We start from the raw sequence: 14,667 nt of genomic DNA on the forward strand, positions 1-14,667 counted from the left end.
TCGGCCACACCACGCTGGAACCGCAGCCATCCGCCCGGTGACCACGCTGGAACTCGCGCTCACGGCCCCACCTTTCACGGCCTCCACCCAGGCAACTCCGGCAACAAATCCCCCACCCGCACCCCACCCGTGCCATGCAACAACCACCCAAAATCCCCCAACCCACCCACGGCCCGCAGCTCCCCAACCCGCCCAGCCCGCGCCACCCCCTCCAACCACCCCAACGGCCCGTCCCCACCCACCTCCTTCGCCAACAACACCCCCAACGCATCCCGCTGCGAAACCAGCACGTACTCCCCACCAGCAGCCACCGCACAGGCATCCAAAGCCACATGCGCCGTCACATCACAAGACCCGTCAAAAACCGGTTCCACCCCCCCCCCCCCCCCCGATACCCGACCAACGTCCCCCTCGGATACCTCCCACCCACCCGATCCCCCCTCACATGCCCGTAATCAACCGCCAGAGCCGCCCCCCGAACCCGCCCCACAGCATCCGCCCAGGCCACATCCCGAGGCGCCCCCACCTCAGCCCTCTCCCCCCTCCCCACCGGCCACCAAACCCGCAACCACGGGTCATCAGACGGCCCTTCCACCACCGGACAAGGCACCGAGTCCAACCACTCGTGCCCAACCAACAACCCGACCACCGCCGACGGCAACTCCCGCACCCACTCGACCCCAGCCACCTCCCGACCGGGCCCCACATCCACAGCGGTCACCCTCAACCGCCGCCCCAGATCACCGGAGGCCAACTCCCGCACGGCCCCGGCCAACTCCCCACCCCCAGCACCCACGTCCACGAAGTCCAAAACCTCAGGCGCCCCCAAAGCAGCATCAACCCGCCCCAACAGCACCAACAACGCCTCGGCCAACTCGGTCCCCACCAACACCGACGTCCGAAAATGCCGAGCAGGCACCTCCCCACGCGCAAAAAACCCACCCACCCCGTACAACGCCTCCCACCACCGAGCCTCCACCGACCCGCCTTCCCCACCCACCGACCCACCCACCGACTCACCCACCGACCCACCCACCAACCCACCCCTCTCACCCACCACCGCGCCCCCCAGACCCCCACACCGCAGTTCCCCGTCCACCACTGTCGGTACCGGGCCCTACAGTTTCCCCGTGACCGACGCCGACGCACTGCCGACGCCGCCTCCCGCCCGCAAGCGCATCGAGCAGCGCCGCTGGACCGTGCTGCTCCCGGTCGTGGGCCTCATCGCGCTGGCCTGCTCCGGCCTGGTGCTCTTCGCGCTGGGCACCAGCACCACCGGCCTGCTCCCGATCCTGGTCGGCGTCGTGGCCGCGCTGGTGCCGGTCGGGCCGGTGATCATGGCCTACCTGTGGGTCGACCGCTGGGAGCCGGAGCCCGCGAAGATCCTCCTGTTCGCGTTCGCCTGGGGCGCCTTCGGCGCGACCATCTGCTCGCTCGCGTTCAACTCGCGGGCGCACGAGCTCGGCGACCTGATCCAGCAGGGTTTCGGGGCCGACTTCGCGGCGGTCATCGGCGCGCCGGTGGCGGAGGAGGCCGCGAAGGGCGTGTTCCTCGTGGTGCTGTTCCTGCGCCGCCGCAGCGAGTTCGACGGTGTCGTGGACGGCATCGTGTACGCGGGTGTCATCGCCGCGGGCTTCGCGTTCACCGAGAACATCTGGTACTTCGCCAGGGTCTTCAACGAGGGCGGTTTCGGCACCGCGAGCAGCGGGATCGTCGGCCTGTTCATCCTGCGCGGGGTGCTCGCGCCGTTCGCGCACCCGCTCTTCACGTCGATGACCGGCATCGGGATCGGCATGGCCGCCCTCAGCGGCAACAAGGCCGTGCGGGTCATCGCGCCGATCGTCGGCTACCTGCTCGCGGCGGGTCTGCACTCGCTGTGGAACTTCTCGACGACCGTCGGCGACGGCACGACGTTCATCAACCTGTACTTCCTGATCATGGTGCCGATCTTCGCGGGCATGGTTGTCCTGGTCGTCTGGCAGCGCCGCCGCGAGCAGCGCATCGTGGCCGCCCAGCTCCCCGAGATGGCGGCGAACCGGTGGATCGCGGCCAGCGAGGTCGCGCTGCTGGCGAGCCTGCCGGGCCGCCGGAACTGGCGGCGCGCGGTCCGGCGCAAGGTGGGCGACGAGGCGGCCCGCGCGGTCAGCGGCTACCAGCACGCGGTCACCGAGCTGGCGTTCCTGCGGCACCGCATGGCGCAGGGCACGGCGGGCCACGACGCGGACGACCGCCACCGGGTGCTGCTCTCGACGCTGCTCGCCGCCCGCCAGGCGGCCGTCGCGGCGCCGGGCGCGATGAAGGCGGTCAGTCGTCAGGAGGGGTGAACGTGGTCACCCGGACCGGACATTTCGATTCGTCCCCGATTACGCTCGCGGCCGTCGTCCGGTACCCGCGGAAAGGTCGGGACTGGAACGTCAGGAGGAGCCAGTCGCAATGAGCGCGACCACCCGAGCGGACACGTCGCCGTGAACCGCCCGGCCAGACTCGCCGTCGGGGTGATCTCCGCGGGCCGTGTCGGTTCGGTGCTGGGCGCGGCGCTCGCGCGTGCGGGCCACCACGTGATCGGCGTCAGCGCCGTCTCGCAGGCCTCGTTGCGCCGGGCGGAGGACCTGCTGCCCGACGTCCCGGTGCTCGACCCGCCCGACGTCGCCCAGTCCGCCGACCTGCTGCTGCTCGCCGTCCCGGACGACGAGCTCTCCGGGCTCGTGCGCGGGCTCGCGGCGACGGGGTCGCTGCGCGCGGGCCAGATCGTCGTGCACACGAGCGGGGCCCACGGGGTCGGCGTGCTCGCGCCCGCCGCCGAGGTCGGGGCCCTGTGCCTGGCGCTGCACCCGGTGATGACGTTCACCGGCCGCGCCGAGGACCTGCTGCGGATGACGGCCGCGAGCGTCGGTGTGACGGCGGCGGACGACGACGAGATCGCCTGGAGCGTCGGCGAGGCGCTGGTCGTGGAGATGGAGGCGGACCCGGTCCGCATCCCCGAGCACGTCCGCCCGCTCTACCACGCCGCTCTCGCGCACGGCGCGAACCACCTGGTCACGCTGGTCGCCGAGTGCACGGACCTGCTGCGCTCCGCCGGGGTGTCCGGCGGCGAGAGGCTGCTCGGCCCGCTGCTGTCCGCCGCACTGGACAACGCTCTGCGCCACGGTGACCGCGCCCTCACCGGCCCGGTGTCGCGCGGCGACGTCGGCACGGTCCGCAAGCACCTCGCCGTCCTCGCGCACGAGGCACCGGAGGTCCTCCCCTCGTACCGCGTCCTCGCGCGCCGCACCGCCGACCGCGCGGAGGCAGCGGGCCTGCTCCGGCCCGAAGCCGCCACCGAAGTTCGAACCACCCTTGAGGACGACGAATGACGAAGCCGCTGACCAAGGCCGACTACAGCCCCACGGGGGTGACCGTCCACCACGACCCGGCGCGGCTCGCGCGGGTGACGCGGACCCTGCGGGCGGCTGGTCGCAACATCGCGCTGGTGCCGACGATGGGCGCGCTGCACGAGGGTCACCGGAAGCTGATCCGCGAGGCGCAGGTCATGCAGAACACCGTCGTCGTGGTGTCCGTCTTCGTGAACCCGTTGCAGTTCGGGCCGAACGAGGACCTCGACCGCTACCCGCGCTCCCTGGAGTCCGATGTGGACATCTGCGGCGAGGAGCGCGTCGGGCTGGTCTTCGCGCCGAGCGTCGAGGACATGTACCCGCTGGGCAACAACGTGACGGTGTCGCCCGGCCCGCTCGGCGACGAGTTGGAGGGCGCGACCCGCCCCGGCCACTTCGACGGCGTGCTGACCGTCGTGTCGAAGCTGTTCAACATCGTCGGCCCCACCTACGCGGTGTTCGGCGAGAAGGACTACCAGCAGCTCACGCTGGTCCACCGGATGGCGCGCGAGCTGAACTTCCCGCTCGACGTCGTCGGCGTGCCGACCGTGCGCGAGCACGACGGCCTCGCGCTGTCGTCGCGCAACCGGTTCCTCGACGCCGAGCAGCGGCAGGCGGCCGTCGCGCTGTCCGCGGCGCTGGTCGCGGGCGCGCACGTCAGCGCCCAGGGCGCGGAAGCCGTGCTGAGCACCGCGCGGGCGACGCTGGCGGCCGTCCCCGAGGTCGAGCTGGACTACCTGGAGCTGCGCGCGCCCGACCTCGGTCCGGCTCCGGAGAAGGGCGACGCCCGGCTGCTCGTGGCCGCGCGGGTCGGCAAGACACGTCTGATCGACAACGCCGCCGTGCTGCTCGGCGACGGCGACGACTGAGGGGGAAGGCCGTCATGTTCCGCACCATGCTCAAGTCCAAGATCCACCGGGCCACCGTGACCCAGGCCGACCTGCACTACGTCGGCTCGGTCACCGTCGACCTCGACCTGATGGAGGCCGCCGACCTGCTGGCGGGCGAGCAGGTCGCGATCGTCGACGTCACCAACGGCGCCCGGCTGGAGACCTACGTCATCGCGGGCGAGCGCGGCAGCGGCGTGATCGGCATCAACGGGGCCGCCGCGCACCTCGTGCGGCCCGGTGACCTGGTGATCCTGATCGCGTACGGCGTGATGGACGACGCGGAGGCCCGCCAGTACGAGCCGAAGGTCGTCTTCGTCGACGCGGACAACAAGGTCGTCGAACTGGGCGCCGACCTGGCGCACGCCCCCGCGGGGTCCGGTCTGAGCAGCGGCGCGATCACGGCCACCGCGGCCGAGACCGAGGACGCCGCCGCGCTCGACGCCCTGATCCAAGCCGAGAACTGAGGGAACTCCCGTGCTGCTCGCGATCGACGTCGGCAACACCAACATCGTGCTCGGCCTGTACGACGGGCTGGGCGACGAGGCCAGGCTCGTCCGCGACTGGCGGATGCGCACCGACGCCAGGATGACGGCCGACGAGCTGGCGCTCACCATGCGCGGCCTGCTCGGCGAGTACGCCGACCGGATCACCGGCATCTCCGCGCTGTCCACCGTGCCCGCGGTGCTGCGCGAACTGCGGGTGATGCTCGGCCGGTACTACTCGACCGTGCCGAAGGTCGTGGTGGAGCCCGGAATCCGCACCGGTGTGCCGCTGCTGGTGGACAACCCGAAGGAGGTGGGCTCGGACCGGGTGATCAACACCCTGGCCGCGCACCACCTGCACAGCACCGCCTGCGTGGTGGTCGACTTCGGCACGTCCACGAACCTGGACGTGATCTCCGCGAAGGGCGAGTTCCTCGGCGGCGCGCTGGCGCCCGGCATCGAGATCTCGCTGGACGCGCTGGCCGCCCGCGCCGCGCAGCTCAGCAAGGTCGAACTGGTCCGCCCGCGCGCGGTCATCGGCAAGAACACCGTGGAGTGCTTGCAGTCCGGCATCGTCTACGGGTTCGTCGGCCAGGTCGACGGTCTGGTCACGCGGATCATCGAGGAACTCGGCGCGACGGAGGCGGGTGAGGTCACGGTGATCGCCACCGGCGGTCTGGCGCCGCTCGTGGTGTCGGAGTCCGCGACCATCAAGCACCACGTGCCGGACCTGACGCTGCTCGGCCTGCGGCTGGTCTTCGAGCGCAACATGCGCTGACCCCACGGGGTCGCTCCCGGCCGGGAGCGACCCCGTGGCGGCTCAGACCCGGACCTTGCGGCGCACCAGCGTGCGCATGGGCAGGTCGAACTCGCCCGTCGCGGTCTCCGAGCGGGACTTCAGGAACGCCAGCATCTTCGCGACCAGCCGCTCGCGCTCCTCGTCGGACGAGACGAGCACGTGCGAGTGGGTGCTGACGGTCGCCACCAGCGACTCCGCCGTGCGCCGCAACGAGTGCGGGAACGCCTCCTCGGAGTCGTCGGTGAACAGCGGGTGCGGGTCGAGGTGGTGCGTGCCCCTGAAGTCCTTCGCGCTGACCCTGGAGCCGTTCACCTCGCCGAACTCCGCGACCCACTCCACGCCGAGGTCGTCGAAGTTCCACAGCCCGGCGACCACGCCGCCGGGCCGCAGCACCCGCGCGATCTCGGCCAGTGCCAGTCGCGGGTCGAACCAGTGGAACGCCTGGCCCGCCACGACGGCGTCCATCGTGCCGTCGGGCAGCGGGATGCGCTCCGCGGTGCCGGGCAGGGCCCGGACGCCGTGGTGCAGCCGCACGAGTTCGGACAGCATCGCCTCGTCCGGTTCCACCGCGGTGACCTCGTGGCCCTCGGCGCACAGCACACCGGTCAGCTTCCCGGTGCCCGCGGCCAGGTCCAGCACGCGCAGCGGCCCACCGGTGGACACCGGTTCCAGGGCCCAGCGCACCGCGGCCACCGGGTAGTCCGGGCGGTGTGCGGCGTAGTCGGATGCCCGCGCCCCGAAGGAACTCGCGCGGCGGGCGTGGTGGACGTCGTGGTGAGGTCGATCTTCGGCGCTCGTCACCCGCTCAACCTACCGAGGGCCGTCGAGAGGCCCGTTCGAATTCGCCGGTGTCTCAATGGGGGAGCCCGTTCCGGCCGTGCGCCGGGAGGGCGGAGGTGGTGTTCCCGGAGGAAATCCGGTGGCGATTGCCCGCTGTGACCGGGTATCGGTATCCGGGCGGGGTACCGGGAACGCGGGGGATCGGCGAGCCGCAGACCGAGCAGTTCACGACCGGGTCGTTCTCCCGAAACGGTGTCGTGGTCGTCCGAACCGCAAGCGCTTTCCGTTTCGAGTACCGGGTTCGGGTGTTCGATCACGTTTTCGCGCCTTCCCGGACCGCCCGACTCGTGGCGGTCGTCACTCCGGTTACCGATCGGTGAGGTCCCGCCTCACCGGAAACCCGAATTCGTCCGCGGCGCGCCGGGTGCGGGACCACGCGTTATCGGTTGGCGGCGGCCGGGTGTTCGTCACAGGAGCCCCTTCGGCAACCCCGGATTCGGCCGAACTCGGGTCGTGGAGTTGAGGTCTTGCAACGCGGGAGTCGTTGCGCGCGTGTGTGTGTGGTGAGGGGGAGGACTAGGTGTCCGGATTGCGCACAAACCGGGCAGCCCGGTCTTCGGTGGTTGTGCCCGCGGTGGTATGGACAAGTCCGTCGAGGGGAGTGGACCACTCTCGTGATGCCGGTGTTCGTTGTCCGAACCCGACGACGTAGATCACTTCAGGTAGTTCGGCAGACTTCTTGCACAACTGTTCTGCCATAGGCCTACCTGGTGCGCCGCCTCAAGAACTGTCCCGAACAGCGGGTTCGCGGCGCTCCCGGTGAGCGGACGCGCAGGCCAGGGCGGGGGGTGGTGGCCGTGCCCCTCGGCAGGCCTTTCCGCGATCACGACGGTGCGGAATGCCACCGAGCGTGGGTGTTGGGAATGGTATCGGCCGACTACTCTTCGACGCCTCGGGCATGTGGAAGCCGTTTCACGTCTCGTGAGAGCTGAATGAAGTAACGTCTCGGACGTCGGCAGGTGCATATCTGCGGTTATGCGCTAACCTGCACAACGACATTGTTTTCGGTCGCGGTCGGGGTAGCAGTACCGCGCATTCGAGTCCAGGAGGATACGCATGGCGCAGAAGGTCACCGTGACCCTGGTCGATGACCTGGACGGTTCCAGGGCAGAGGAGACCGTCGGCTTCGGCCTGGACGGCGTCGCCTATGAGATCGACCTTTCTTCGGACAATGCAGGCAAGCTCCGGGACGCGCTCGCCGACTTCGTCACCAGTGCTCGTCGCGCCGGTGGTCGCAAGAGGGGGCCCGGTCGTCCGGCCGGGGTTAAGGCGGCTGCTCGTCCGGCGTCGGCGGATAGGGAGCAGAACCAGGCCATTCGCGAGTGGGCCCGGAAGCAGGGCATGAAGGTGTCCGATCGCGGCCGTATCCCGGCCGAGGTCCTGGACGCTTACCACCAGCAGGGCTGACCGGCGGTTTAAGGGGTGTGAGCCACCCCAATTACGTAGATCAACGAAGAGGCGTCGGATTCGGTTCCGGCGCCTCTTCGACGCTTATAACGTGATTGGTCGGCTTCGGTGGGTAGTCGACGTCTTTGATCAACATTGCGAAAAACGTCGCGAAATGACCGCCGAACGGTCGAATGGGTGGCCTGCGCGACATCCGGGGCGCGGGTCTGGGGCACCCGTAGAACTTCGGTTAGGCTTCCCTCACTAGCGGGTGAATCGCGGTGAGGAGCGGTACTTGGCACCAAGGCAGCGCCGTCGGCGGCTCGTCGGGCTGGCACTGCTCGTGCTCGGACTGGCCGTCGCCACCATCGCGAGCATCGCGATCGGCTCCAAGGAAATCGCCTTCGACGGCGTGTGGCACGCGTTGACCTCGCCCACCGGGCTGGAGGACGACGTGGTGATCCGGGAACTCCGCGTCCCGCGCACCCTGCTCGGGATCGCGGTGGGGATCGCGCTCGGCGTCGGCGGGGCCCTCATGCAGGGCCACACCCGCAACCCGCTCGCCGACCCCGGCATCCTCGGCGTGACCCACGGGGCCGCGTTCGCCGTCGTGCTGGCGATCTTCACGCTCGGGATCACGAGCCTGAACGCGTACGTGTGGTTCGCGTTCCTCGGGGCCTTCGTGGCCAGCGGGGTCGTGTTCCTGCTCGGGTCGTCCGGGCGGGCCGGGCCCACCCCCGTCACGCTCGCGCTGGCGGGCGCCGCCGTGAGCGCGCTGATGCACGGGCTGGTGTCGGCGCTCGTGCTGGTCGACCGGCAGAGCCTGGACGCGTTCCGGTTCTGGCAGGTCGGCGCGGTCGCCGGGCGCGGACTGGACGTGCTGTTCCAGGTGCTGCCGTTCCTGGGCCTCGGGCTGCTCCTCGCGCTGGCCAACGCGCCCGGCGTGAACGCGCTGGCGCTGGGCGAGGACGTCGCCCGGTCGCTCGGCCAGCGGATCGTCCAGACCCGGATCATCGGCATCACCGCGATCACGCTGCTGATCGGCGGCGCGGTCGCCGCGTGCGGGCCGATCGGGTTCCTCGGGCTGGTGGTGCCGCACGCCGCGCGGGCGATCACCGGGCCGGACTACCGGTGGCTGATCCCGTACTCCGGGCTGCTGGGCGCCGCGCTGCTGCTGGTGGCGGACGTGCTCGGGCGGATCGTCGCCCGGCCCGCCGAGCTGGAGGTCGGGATCATGATGGCCGTCTTCGGGGCGCCGTTCTTCATCGTGCTGGTCCGGCGCAAGAAGTTGGTGAAGCTGTGAGCGTCGTGGGGGCCCGTCGGGGCGTGCGGATCGGGCCGTTCTCCTGGCCGGTCCGGTGGCGGCCGCTGCTGCTGGTCGTGGTCGGGTCCGCCCTGCTGGTGCTGGTGATGGCGGTGAACATCGGGCTGGGCGACTTCCCGATCACGCTGGGGCAGGTGTTCGACGTCCTGCTCGGCGGCGGGGAGACCCGCCACCAGTTCATCGTGCTGGACCTGCGGTTGCCGCGGTCGCTCACGGCGGTGTTCGTGGGTGCCGCGCTCGCGCTGGCCGGGGCGATCTTCCAGTCCATCGCGCGCAACCCGCTGGCCAGCCCGGACATCCTCGGCGTGACCTGGGGGGCGAGCGTCGGGGCCGTGTCCGTCATCACCTTCACGGGGGCGTTGACCGGATCCGTCGCCGAGGTCGGGATCCCGCTCGCCGCGCTGGGGGGCGGGTTCTTCTTCGGGCTCCTCGTCTACGTGCTGGCGTGGCGGAAGGGGATCGAGGGGTTCCGGATGGTGCTGGTCGGGGTGGGGATCGCGGCCATCGCCGGGAACCTGACCACATACCTGCTGACCGTCGGGGACGTCACGGACGCCGGACGCGCGATGGTGTGGATCACCGGCTCGCTCAACGGGCGCGGGTGGGAGCACGTGGTGCCCGTGGGGATCGCGCTGGCGGTGCTGATGCCCGCCGCGTTCGTGTGCGCCCACCTGCTGGGGGCCTTGCAGTTCGGGGACGACACCGTCCGCGGGCTGGGGGTCCGGTTGAACGGCGCCCGGAGCGTGCTGCTGCTGATCGGGATCGCGCTGGCGTCCGTCGCGACGGCCGCCTCCGGGCCGATCGCGTTCGTGGCGCTGGCTGCGCCCCAGGTCGCCGTCCGGTTGGCCGCGACGGCCACGCCCCCGCTGCTGGGTTCGGCCGTGGTCGGCGGGCTGCTGGTCGTCGGGTCGGACCTGATCGCCCGGACGGCCTTCGGCGGGTTCGAGATGCCCGTCGGGGTCGTGACGGCCGTGCTCGGCGCGCCCTACCTCATGTACTTGCTCATCCGCGGTCGCCGGGAGGCACGGGTATGACTGTTCGGCTCCAGGCTGCTGATCTCCGCGTCGGGTACGGGGACCGGATGATCGTCGACGGGTTGGACCTCGACATCGTCGGCGGGACCGTGACCTGCGTGATCGGGCCCAACGGGTGCGGGAAGTCGACCCTGCTCCGCGCACTCGGGCGGTTGCTGCCCGCTCGGGGCGGCGCGGTGCTGCTGGACGGGAAGCGGATCGACCAGGTGCCCACCCGCGAGGTGGCCAAGGTGCTGGGGATGCTGCCCCAGGCGCCCCAGGCCCCCGAGGGGCTGACCGTGGCCGACCTCGTCGCGCGGGGGCGGCAGCCGCACCAGGCCTGGTACCGGCAGTGGTCCTCGGACGACGAGGCCGCGGTCGCCGAGGCGCTGGAGCTGACGAACATGGACTCGCTGGCCGACCGGACCGTGGACGAGCTGTCCGGCGGCCAGCGGCAGCGGGCGTGGATCTCGATGGCCCTCGCCCAGGGCACCGACCTGCTGCTGCTGGACGAGCCGACCACCTACCTGGACCTGGCCCACCAGATCGACGTGCTGGACCTGGTGCAGCGGTTGCACGCCGAGATGGGGCGGACGGTGGTGATGGTGCTGCACGACCTGAACCTGGCCGCCCGGTACGCGGAGCACCTCGTGGCGATGAAGGGCGGCCGGATCGTGGTCCAGGGGCCGCCGTCGGTGGTGCTGACCGAGGAGATGCTGCTGGAGGTCTTCGGGTTGGACGCCCGCGTGGTCGAGGACCCCGTGTCGGGGACGCCGCTCGTGGTGCCGATCGGGCACCGGCACCGGGTGTGAGGCCCGTGCGGGGCCCCGCGCCTGCGGGGCCCTAGCGGCAGACGCGGGGGCAGGTGTCGCAGGCGTCCGCGCCGGGGAGGACGTAGGTGAAGCAGCAGCTCTCGCGCTTCCTCGTCCACTCGCCGTCGACGAACCGCATGGTGGAGGCGCTGGTCAGGGGTTCGACGCGGTGCGGGAGGAGCATGGCCGCGTCGGCGACGCCCGTCGCCTCGTCGCCGCAGGTGCGGCCCGCCAGCCAGGCGCCCTTGTCCAGCGCGTCCGTGGCCGCCGCCCAGAGCATCCGGCGACCCAGCCGCACCGTGGGCGCGTAGGCGCTGACGAAGGCCGCGGCGTGGGCGATGTACCTGGTCCGGAGCACCGCCGCCAGCGCCTGCTCGTCCGCCACGACCGTGGCCGCCGGGTGGTTGCCCGCCGGGTCGTCCGGCAGGCAGAGGAAGTCGTCCGACAGGAGGGCGATGCCCGCCACGTGGGGGCGGTCGTCGTCGGCGATGCGGAAGGCCAGGTCCGCGGGCTTCAGGGACGGGACGCGCCGGGCGCTGTGGAAGAGGAGGCCCGCGAGGCCGCCCGCCACGCCGAGGTACCAGCCCATGACGTAACCGGCGGTGGCGCGGTCCGAGGACTCGCCGTACTCGTCGACCAGCCACGCGGCCAGCGCCTTGCGCCACCGGCTGAAGAGCTGCGGGTCCTCCAGCATCTCGGAGCAGAGGTACCAGTCGCCCCGGTCGGCCGGGAGGCCGAAGCGGACCTCGACGTCATCACTCCGGGTGGCGACCCGCGTGATGGACTCGGCAACGGGCGTGGACGCGTGTCGCGTCCGCACGTTCGCCGGTATCGTCATCGGCAGGGCCCTCGCAGTTCGGAATCTTCGGCTGAGGTTTGCCTAACCTTACCTAGATCATCCTTGGTTGCGCCTTCCGAGTGACGCCAGTCACGGAAGACTCCACCAAATGGGTGTCTGTTCGCGGTAAGCGGACACGGGCCCTCTCATGGAATCTGCCTGGCACGACGTGCGTTGTAGCTGGTGTCATAGATCCCCGAGGGCGGCGAGCTGCGCACGGGAACTGAGAGCGATGGCCCCGCCGACTACAGTGGTCGGCACGGTGCCGCGCTCTCCACGGTCTGCCAGTGGTGAGCCCGAGGACCGCCGGCGCAGCAGTCAGGGAGTGCGAATGTTCGAAAGGTTCACCGACCGCGCGAGGCGGGTGGTTGTCCTGGCCCAAGAAGAGGCCCGGATGCTCAACCACAACTACATCGGCACCGAGCACATCCTCCTGGGGTTGATCCACGAGGGTGAAGGTGTCGCCGCCAAGGCGCTGGAGTCGTTGGGGATCGCCCTCGAAGGTGTCCGCCAGCAGGTCGAGGAAATCATCGGCCAGGGCCAGCAGGCCCCGAGCGGTCACATCCCCTTCACCCCACGAGCGAAAAAAGTCCTGGAGCTGTCGCTGCGCGAAGCGCTTCAGCTCGGCCACAACTACATCGGCACCGAGCACATCCTGCTCGGCCTGATCCGCGAGGGCGAAGGCGTCGCGGCGCAGGTCCTGGTGAAGCTCGGCGCCGACCTCAACCGGGTCCGCCAGCAGGTGCTCCAGCTCCTGTCCGGCTACTCCGGCGGCAAGGAGCCGACCGAGTCCAGCGGTCGCGGTGAGGGCACTCCCTCGTCGTCCCTGGTGCTCGACCAGTTCGGGCGCAACCTCACCGCCAGCGCGCGCGAGGGCAAGCTCGACCCGGTCATCGGCCGCTCCAAGGAGATCGAGCGGGTCATGCAGGTGCTGTCCCGCCGCACCAAGAACAACCCGGTGCTCATCGGCGAGCCCGGCGTCGGCAAGACCGCCGTCGTCGAGGGCCTGGCGCAGATGGTCGTCAAGGGCGAGGTGCCCGAGACGCTCAAGGACAAGCAGCTCTACACGCTTGACCTCGGCTCGCTGGTCGCCGGTTCCCGCTACCGCGGTGACTTCGAGGAGCGCCTGAAGAAGGTGCTCAAGGAGATCCGCACCCGCGGCGACATCATCCTGTTCATCGACGAGATCCACACCCTCGTGGGTGCGGGTGCCGCCGAGGGCGCGATCGACGCCGCCAGCATCCTCAAGCCGATGCTGGCCCGCGGTGAGCTCCAGACCATCGGCGCGACCACGCTCGACGAGTACCGCAAGTACGTCGAGAAGGACCCCGCCCTGGAGCGCAGGTTCCAGCCGATCCAGGTCGGCGAGCCGTCGCTGGAGCACACGATCGAGATCCTCAAGGGTCTCCGCGACCGGTACGAGGCGCACCACCGCGTCTCGATCACCGACTCCGCGCTGGTCGCGGCCGCCACGCTGGCCGACCGGTACATCAACGACCGGTTCCTGCCGGACAAGGCGATCGACCTCATCGACGAGGCGGGCGCGCGGATGCGCATCCGCCGGATGACCGCTCCGCCGGACCTGCGCGAGTTCGACGAGAAGATCGCCGACGTCCGCAGGGACAAGGAGTCGGCCATCGACGCGCAGGACTTCGAGCGCGCCGCGAAGCTGCGGGACGCCGAGAAGACCCTGCTCGGGCAGAAGGCCGAGCGCGAGAAGCAGTGGAAGGACGGTGACCTCGACGTCGTCGCCGAGGTCGATGACGAGCAGATCGCCGAAGTGCTGGCGAACTGGACCGGCATCCCCGTCTTCAAGCTCACCGAGGAGGAGACGACCCGTCTGCTCCGCATGGAGGACGAGCTCCACAAGCGGATCATCGGCCAGGTCGACGCCGTCAAGGCCGTCTCCAAGGCGATCCGCCGCACGCGTGCGGGTCTGAAGGACCCGAAGCGCCCGTCCGGCTCGTTCATCTTCGCCGGCCCGTCCGGCGTCGGCAAGACCGAGCTGTCCAAGGCGCTCGCGCAGTTCCTATTCGGCGAAGAGGACGCGCTCATCCAGATCGACATGGGTGAGTTCCACGACCGGTACACCGCGTCGCGGCTCTTCGGTGCCCCTCCCGGCTACGTCGGCTACGAAGAGGGCGGCCAGCTCACCGAGAAGGTGCGCCGCAAGCCGTTCTCCGTCGTGCTGTTCGACGAGATCGAGAAGGCGCACCAGGAGATCTACAACACGCTGCTCCAGGTGCTGGAGGACGGGCGTCTGACCGACGGTCAGGGCCGGACGGTGGACTTCAAGAACACTGTCATCATCTTCACGTCCAACCTGGGCACGTCGGACATCTCCAAGGCCGTCGGTCTCGGCTTCACCACCGGCCAGGACGGCGCGTCGAACTACGAGCGCATGAAGAACAAGGTCAACGACGAGCTGAAGAAGCACTTCAGGCCGGAGTTCCTCAACCGCATCGACGACATCATCGTCTTCCACCAGCTCACGCAGGACCAGATCATCGAGATGGTGGACTTGATGATCAACCGCGTCGAGGCGCAGTTGAAGAACAAGGACATGGCGATCGAGCTCACGGACAGGGCCAAGAAGCTCCTGGCCACCCGTGGCTTCGACCCCGTGCTCGGCGCTCGCCCGCTGCGTCGCACGATCCAGCGCGAGATCGAGGACGCCCTGTCGGAGAAGATCCTGTTCGGCGAGCTCACGGCCGGCCAGATCGTCCTCACCGACGTCGAGGGCTGGGACGGCGAAGGCACCCCGGACGACAAGGCGCACTTCGTCTTCCGCGGCGAGCCCAAGCCCAACCGGGTCCCCGACTCCCCGCCGGTCGAGCTGTCCGCGTCAGCGGGCGGCGAGTCCGCCGGTGACGAGGCGGTCGGCGAGTAGGCACCACCTCGAAGCGCCCCCA

12 protein-coding genes are annotated in these 14,667 nt (G+C 70.3%); 10 read left to right on the plus strand and 2 right to left on the minus strand.

What is annotated here, in order from left to right; genetic code table 11:
* The first annotated feature begins 1,199 nt into the window (after positions 1-1,199).
* The 5 genes from NZH93_RS18025 (at position 1,200) to NZH93_RS18045 (ending at position 5,521) form a co-directional block, all read left to right on the plus strand.
* Complete coding sequence (locus tag NZH93_RS18025; protein WP_259624593.1) at positions 1,200-2,324, plus strand: PrsW family intramembrane metalloprotease; 1,125 nt, start codon at positions 1,200-1,202, stop codon at positions 2,322-2,324.
* A gap of 141 nt (positions 2,325-2,465) precedes the next feature.
* On the plus strand, positions 2,466-3,353 hold the full coding sequence (locus NZH93_RS18030; protein WP_259624274.1) for a Rossmann-like and DUF2520 domain-containing protein: 888 nt from the start codon (positions 2,466-2,468) through the stop codon (positions 3,351-3,353).
* Positions 3,350-4,240: a pantoate--beta-alanine ligase gene (panC, locus tag NZH93_RS18035; RefSeq protein ID WP_259624275.1), complete on the plus strand. Its 891-nt coding sequence runs from the start codon at positions 3,350-3,352 to the stop codon at positions 4,238-4,240. The genes NZH93_RS18030 and panC overlap by 4 nt, the downstream gene beginning before the upstream one ends.
* A gap of 14 nt (positions 4,241-4,254) precedes the next feature.
* The gene (gene panD / locus NZH93_RS18040; protein ID WP_259624276.1) at positions 4,255-4,725 is read left to right on the plus strand and encodes an aspartate 1-decarboxylase; all 471 of its coding nucleotides are present in this window, start codon (positions 4,255-4,257) and stop codon (positions 4,723-4,725) included.
* A gap of 10 nt (positions 4,726-4,735) precedes the next feature.
* Entirely contained in the window at positions 4,736-5,521 is a 786-nt protein-coding gene (locus NZH93_RS18045) for a type III pantothenate kinase (RefSeq protein ID WP_259624277.1), read from the plus strand.
* Between the two features lie 42 nt (positions 5,522-5,563).
* Here the strand turns inward: NZH93_RS18045 and NZH93_RS18050 are convergent, their stop codons facing one another.
* Complete coding sequence (locus tag NZH93_RS18050) at positions 5,564-6,343, minus strand: class I SAM-dependent methyltransferase (RefSeq protein ID WP_259624278.1); 780 nt, start codon at positions 6,341-6,343, stop codon at positions 5,564-5,566.
* 1,095 nt (positions 6,344-7,438) lie between these two features.
* Here NZH93_RS18050 and NZH93_RS18055 point away from each other — a divergent pair.
* The 4 genes from NZH93_RS18055 to NZH93_RS18070 all read left to right on the plus strand — a co-directional run bounded on the left by NZH93_RS18055 (position 7,439) and on the right by NZH93_RS18070 (position 10,917).
* Complete coding sequence (locus NZH93_RS18055; RefSeq protein ID WP_259624279.1) at positions 7,439-7,789, plus strand: histone-like nucleoid-structuring protein Lsr2; 351 nt, start codon at positions 7,439-7,441, stop codon at positions 7,787-7,789.
* A 274-nt stretch (positions 7,790-8,063) separates the two neighbouring features.
* Entirely contained in the window at positions 8,064-9,071 is a 1,008-nt protein-coding gene (locus NZH93_RS18060; RefSeq protein ID WP_259624280.1) for a FecCD family ABC transporter permease, read from the plus strand.
* Entirely contained in the window at positions 9,068-10,126 is a 1,059-nt protein-coding gene (locus NZH93_RS18065) for a FecCD family ABC transporter permease (protein ID WP_259624281.1), read from the plus strand. The genes NZH93_RS18060 and NZH93_RS18065 overlap by 4 nt, the downstream gene beginning before the upstream one ends.
* Complete coding sequence (locus NZH93_RS18070; protein ID WP_259624282.1) at positions 10,123-10,917, plus strand: ABC transporter ATP-binding protein; 795 nt, start codon at positions 10,123-10,125, stop codon at positions 10,915-10,917. The genes NZH93_RS18065 and NZH93_RS18070 overlap by 4 nt, the downstream gene beginning before the upstream one ends.
* 31 nt (positions 10,918-10,948) lie before the next feature.
* Here the strand turns inward: NZH93_RS18070 and NZH93_RS18075 are convergent, their stop codons facing one another.
* Positions 10,949-11,755 carry a (2Fe-2S)-binding protein gene (locus NZH93_RS18075; protein ID WP_259624283.1) on the minus strand — a complete coding sequence of 269 codons (807 nt, stop codon included), beginning with the start codon at positions 11,753-11,755 and terminating at the stop codon, positions 10,949-10,951.
* A 331-nt stretch (positions 11,756-12,086) separates the two neighbouring features.
* Between NZH93_RS18075 and NZH93_RS18080 the strand changes: the two genes are divergently transcribed.
* Positions 12,087-14,645: an ATP-dependent Clp protease ATP-binding subunit gene (locus NZH93_RS18080; RefSeq protein WP_259624284.1), complete on the plus strand. Its 2,559-nt coding sequence runs from the start codon at positions 12,087-12,089 to the stop codon at positions 14,643-14,645.
* Positions 14,646-14,667: the final 22 nt, after the last annotated feature.

It is taken from the genome of Umezawaea endophytica, assembly GCF_025061645.1.
In the GTDB taxonomy this organism is placed as follows: Bacteria; Actinomycetota; Actinomycetes; order Mycobacteriales; family Pseudonocardiaceae; genus Umezawaea; species Umezawaea endophytica.

What these genes read in the sequence shown, in the direction of transcription:
- panC (WP_259624275.1), top strand. Translation starts at nt 3,350, where the DNA reads ATGACGAAGCCGCTGACCAAGGCCGACTACAGCCCCACGGGGGTGACC.
- panD (WP_259624276.1), top strand. Translation starts at nt 4,255, where the DNA reads ATGTTCCGCACCATGCTCAAGTCCAAGATCCACCGGGCCACCGTGACC.
- NZH93_RS18055 (WP_259624279.1), top strand. Translation starts at nt 7,439, where the DNA reads ATGGCGCAGAAGGTCACCGTGACCCTGGTCGATGACCTGGACGGTTCC.
- NZH93_RS18070 (WP_259624282.1), top strand. Translation starts at nt 10,123, where the DNA reads ATGACTGTTCGGCTCCAGGCTGCTGATCTCCGCGTCGGGTACGGGGAC.
- NZH93_RS18075 (WP_259624283.1), bottom strand. Translation starts at nt 11,755, where the DNA reads ATGACGATACCGGCGAACGTGCGGACGCGACACGCGTCCACGCCCGTT.
- NZH93_RS18080 (WP_259624284.1), top strand. Translation starts at nt 12,087, where the DNA reads ATGTTCGAAAGGTTCACCGACCGCGCGAGGCGGGTGGTTGTCCTGGCC.